Annotated in this window: 2 protein-coding genes; both read left to right on the top strand. The window is 36.9% G+C overall.

Annotation, left to right across the window (positions count from 1 at the left end):
• On the top strand, positions 1–439 hold a 439-nt coding region (locus C5L23_RS03805), incomplete at its 5' end, for an SH3-like domain-containing protein (protein ID WP_193617327.1).
• A 210-nt stretch (positions 440–649) separates the two neighbouring features.
• A partial coding sequence (locus C5L23_RS03800) for a glycoside hydrolase family 70 protein (protein WP_170168011.1) occupies positions 650–5,961 on the top strand: 5,312 nt, incomplete at its 3' end.

Raw genomic sequence — 5,961 nt, 5'->3', positions numbered from 1 at the left:
CTTGTATATCAATAGTCGTAATGATGGTATGTACTTGAATGCACCATATCGTGCACAAGGTGCTAAACGATATGCTTCAACGAAGACATATACAGGGCAACGTGTGCAAGTGACATTACAACGTAAAGATACTCACGGTGTAACTTGGTATCTCACTAAGGTAGATAGTAAGCAGTTGTGGGTAGACAGCCATGCATTTGCACCAACCTTCACGCGTAATGTGTCGCTCAATGTTAAAGTGAACAGTTCAAAACGTAATGATGGGATTTACTTAAACGCACCATATGGCAATAAAAAAGCCAAGCGTATTGCATCAACAAAGGCATACAATGGTAAGCGTGTAAAAGCTAGTAAAGAATATAAAGATGCTAAGGGAGTAACTTGGTATTTGGTAAACCTTAATAATAAACAAGTGTGGATTGACAAGCGTGCATTTTAATTAATGTGCGGTACATTCTGCATACGTAATCAATAAAAAGCATGACAGTCTAAGACTGCCATGCTTTTTTATTTATTAAGATTAAATTACAAAAAATATAAATTGTGTACAACGTTTGATATTTAATGTTTAATTAACATAAGAATGTAATAGAAAAGTAAGGTATTTACTAACTCATCTATTTTTTCATATCCATAATGGGAGAGATCAATGAAACAGCAAGAGTCAATCACACGGAAGAAATTGTACAAAGCCGGTAAAAGTTGGGTTGTAGCCGCGACGTTATTTGCCGCGACGTTATTTGCCGCAATGGGTGCAGCCGGTGCCACAACTGTAGCAAGTGCTGATGTACAAAAGGATACAGTAGTTGTTACTGCAGATAAAAATACTACTGATAAGGACAAAGAACCGATTAAGACAGCGGGAGCAAATGTTGTTGATAAGGGAGTTGCCCAGACAACGGACACAAATACTACTGATAAAAAGACGATAGAAGTAGGTAAGTCAGTAGACATGAGTGCTACTGATAAGAAAGTGACAGAAACAGTTAAATCAGTGGACACGAGTGCTACTGATAAAAAGACAACAGAAGCTGTTAAACCAGTAGATACGAATGCTACTGATAAGAAAGCAACAGAAGCAGTTAAGCCAGTAGATACGAATGCTACTGATAAGAAGACGACAGAAGCAGTTAAGCCAGTAGACACAAATACTACTGATAAGAAAGTAACAGAAGCAATTAAGCCAGTAAACACAAATGCTGATGATAAGACAGCAGAGCCTGTTAAGACAATATCAGCAACCAAAGATACCGTTAAAACCATAGCTAATAAGCAAAAGGGGGCAACTGAAGAGCAAGCAGTTATTACTGAAGGGCATTACGAAGCCCAAGGTGATGGTTTTGTTTATATTACTAAAGATGGTAAACAATTAACGGGATTACAGAATATTAATGGTAATACTCAATACTTTGATCCTGCAACAGGACAACAGCTGAAGGGCGATATTAAAGCAGTTGCAGGCACAGTCTATTACTTTGATAAAAATAGCGGTAATGCACGCGTATACCAAAAAGTAGCAGATGGTACTTATTCAGAGAATAATGAGCATTGGCAATATATCAGTAAAGTAGATAATAAGCCGGTTGAGGGCTTATATAATGTACAAGGTAACCTACAATACTTTGATATGTCCACTGGAAATCAAGTAAAAAATGATATTCGCTCTGTGGACGGCGTCACTTACTATTTTGACAAAGATAGTGGTAATGGATCAGCATTTAATGCATTATCAGCTGGTGAATACGTTGAAAAGAAGGAGACGGACGCACAAGGCAATCAGAACTCATATTGGACATATAGTGGATTAGATGGTAATCCGGTTAAAGGATTGTATGATATTAACGGTTCACTACAATATTTTGATGAAAAGAATGGTGCACAGTTAAAAGGTGGAACAGCCACAGTCAATGGCGTAACATATTATTTTGAACAAGATAAGGGTAACCTGATTAGTGTTGTTAATAGTGTTGAGAGTGGTCAATATAAAATTGATAATGACAACGTTTATTATATTGACAATCAAGGTAACACGTTAAAAGGTCTATATGCTATTAATGGACAATTAAATTATTTTGACATGAGCACTGGTGTTCAACTAAAAGGTGCTAGTGAGAATGCTAATGGTGTCGGTTATTACTTCGATAAAGATAAGGGTAATGGTCAGTATCAATATAGTTTGATTACTTCGACACTTGCTAATGCATTTTCAAAACATAATGCAGCTAATGATTACACTCAGAGTAGTTTTACTCATACTGTTGATGGCTTTTTGACAGCTGATACGTGGTACCGACCAACAGAGATACTCAAAAATGGAACGACATGGGTTGCTTCAACATCACAGGATTTGAGACCAATGATTACTGTTTGGTGGCCTAATAAAAATGTACAGCTTAACTATCTTAAACTTATGCAAACAGAAGGGTTGTTGGATAGTGGCCAAGTATATGATTTGAATAGCGATCAAGCACTGCTCAATCAAGCAGCACAAACGGTGCAAGTGAACATTGAAAAAAGGATAACTAAAGCAGGAAATTCTGATTGGCTTAATGATTTGCTATATAACAGTCACGGTGAAACACCTTCGTTTGTTAAGCAGCAGGCTATTTGGAATGCTGATTCTGAATATCATGGCGGTTGGTTCCAGGGTGGATATTTAGCATATCGGAATAGTGATTTAACACCATATGCGAATTCATCATACAGACATTACACCGGAATGGAATTTTTGTTGGCTAATGATGTTGATAATTCCAATCCAATTGTACAAGCTGAAGACCTTAACTGGTTATACTATCTAATGAATTTTGGAACGGAAACAGGCAATGATCCGCAAGCCAATTTTGATAGTATCCGTATTGATGCTATTAGCTTTGTCGACAAACAAGTGGCTAAGAAAGCTTATGAATTACTTCATGATATGTATGGCTTATCAGCTAGTGACGCTGTAGCAAATAAGCATGTTTCTATTGTAGAAGCAAGTGCCGATCAGACACCAGTTACGACAGAAAATCATGATGCATTAATTGAGTCTTACTGGCGTGACACTATGAAAAATTCATTGTCCAAAGATGCGTCAATTGATTCATCTGCTGGATCGTTATCTGCAATGATAAATGATGGAAATGTTGATCGTGCTAACGATAGTACTACAGAAAGTTCAATATTCCCAAACTATACAATTGTTCATGCGCATGATAAAGATATACAAGATGCTGTAAGCAATGTTATGAAAATTGTAAATAATGATCCATCCATTTCACTAGATGGTTTTACAATGGAACAGTTAGAGAAGGGATTGTCAGCATTTTATGCTGATCAGAGATCTGCTGTTAAGCAATATAATCAATATAATATTCCAAGTGCTTATGCGGTTATGTTAACTAACAAAGATACTGTGCCACGTACATTTTATGGTGATATGTATCAAGATGATGGTCAATATATGGCTAATAAGTCACTATACTATGATGCTATTGATACAATGATGAAGGCTCGCCTGAAATATGTTTCCGGTGGTCAAACTATGTCTGTTACAAAAATCAATAATGCAAATAGTCAGAAATCTGGAGAAGTATTAACAAGCGTTCGTTTTGGAAAAGGTGTTATGGATGCTACAGATGCCGGAAGTGCTGAAAGTAGAACACAAGGCATTGGTGTGGTTGTGTCTAATAGTAGCGGTCTTCAATTGAACGATAATGATAAAATTGTGTTACATATGGGTGCGGCGCATAAAAACCAAGAATACCGTGCATTAATGTTAACAACTAATGATGGTATTAAATCCTTTAATAACGATGAAGCACCAATTAATTATACTGATGATAATGGTGATTTAATTTTTGATGGACACAATATTGATGGTCAAGAGAATACAGCAATCAGAGGTTATCTTAATCCGCAAGTTGCTGGATATTTAGCGGTATGGGTACCAACTGGTGCTAAAGATGATCAAGATGCTAGAACACAACCTTCCAATGAAAAATCTACTGATGGCAAAGTATTACACACAAATGCTGCTTTGGATTCTGAATTGATTTATGAAGGATTTTCTAACTTCCAACCCATGCCAACAACTAAAGATGAATATACGAATGTGATGATTGCTAAAAATATTGATCTCTTTAAGTCATGGGGTATCACTAATTTTGAATTAGCACCACAATATCGATCAAGCGATGGCAAAAATATTAATGATCGTTTTATTGATTCACTTGTTCAGAATGGTTATGGTTTGAGCGACCGATACGATCTTGGGTTTGAGACGCCAACTAAATATGGTACAGATCAAGATTTGAGAACAGCGATTAAAACATTACACCAAGCCGGTATGACTGTCATGGCTGACTATGTTGCTAACCAAATTTATGGATTGAATACAAGTCAAGAAGTGGTTGATGCGCAACGAGTTAATTCGGATAATAATGCAGTCGAAGTTCGCTACGGTCAGCATTTGAATGTTGTAAACTCAATTGGGGGCGGTGAATATCAGAATTTGTATGGTGGAAAATACCTAGAAATTTTGAATAAACTTTATCCTGATCTGCTGGTCGATGAGAATGGTAATAAAATAGATATTGATACCAAAATCAAACAATGGTCTGCTAAATATCTTAACGGCAGTAATGTAACCGGACTCGGTATGGGGTATGTTCTAAAAGATTGGTCAAATGGACAATACTTTAATATTTCTAATACTGATGGCAAAGTTATGTTGCCAGAACAGTTAGTTAAACATATGCCTGCCGTAGAAATTGGTACGCAAACGAATTATACGGCGTATATTTCAAGTACAATTCGTCGTGATGGTCTTTATAACAATATGCCATGGGGTGTCACTGCTACAGGACAAGATGGCAACGAGATAAAGTGGGAACGTCAAGGTAGTACGTCTGATTATAATCACCAGAAGGTACAAGTAAACCGACAGTATGTTGATAAGCAAGGTGTTGTTTGGAACTTAATTAATTTTGATGATAAAGATCTATGGGTTGATAGTAATGCACTCGTAACGGTTAACTTTACATCACAAAAGCCAACTAAGCATTTTGTCCAATTCGGTATGCGTCAAGGTAAGTATGATGGCTTCTATCTTAGTGCACCATATAAGCAAACTGAGTCAAAGTGGGTTGCTTCTACACGAACACATCAAGGACAATTATTGGAAGTTGTCGGTCAATATACAACAGGGTCAGGTAGTCGTAAGGTAACTTGGTACTTGGTTGGTCTTGATGGTAAGCAAGTATGGGTAGACAGTCGAGCTGTTGGTACTAATTTCAGTCATAAGACAAATATTAATTTGTTGATTAATAGTGCCACACGCAATGATGGTATGTACTTGAATGCACCGTATGGTCAGAAGGGTTATAAGCGAGAAACATCAAGTCGCTTCTATAATGAAAAGCTCGTAACAGTTAGTCAACAATATTACGATAATAAGGGTGTTATTTGGAACCTTATTACTTTGAATGGTAAAAAGCTTTGGGTAGATAGCCGAGCATTTGCAACAGTTATTGATAAGAAAGTGAACCAAAGCTTGTATATCAATAGTCGTAATGATGGTATGTACTTGAATGCACCATATCGTGCACAAGGTGCTAAACGATATGCTTCAACGAAGACATATACAGGGCAACGTGTGCAAGTGACATTACAACGTAAAGATACTCACGGTGTAACTTGGTATCTCACTAAGGTAGATAGTAAGCAGTTGTGGGTAGACAGCCATGCATTTGCACCAACCTTCACGCGTAATGTGTCGCTCAATGTTAAAGTGAACAGTTCAAAACGTAATGATGGGATTTACTTAAACGCACCATATGGCAATAAAAAAGCCAAGCGTATTGCATCAACAAAGGCATACAATGGTAAGCGTGTAAAAGCTAGTAAAGAATATAAAGATGCTAAGGGAGTAACTTGGTATTTGGTAAACCTTAATAATAAACAAGTGTGGATTGACAA

It is taken from the genome of Leuconostoc fallax (assembly GCF_004354645.1).
Classification (GTDB): domain Bacteria; phylum Bacillota; class Bacilli; order Lactobacillales; family Lactobacillaceae; genus Leuconostoc_B; species Leuconostoc_B fallax.
This window is presented reverse-complemented; position numbering and strand designations above follow the sequence as displayed.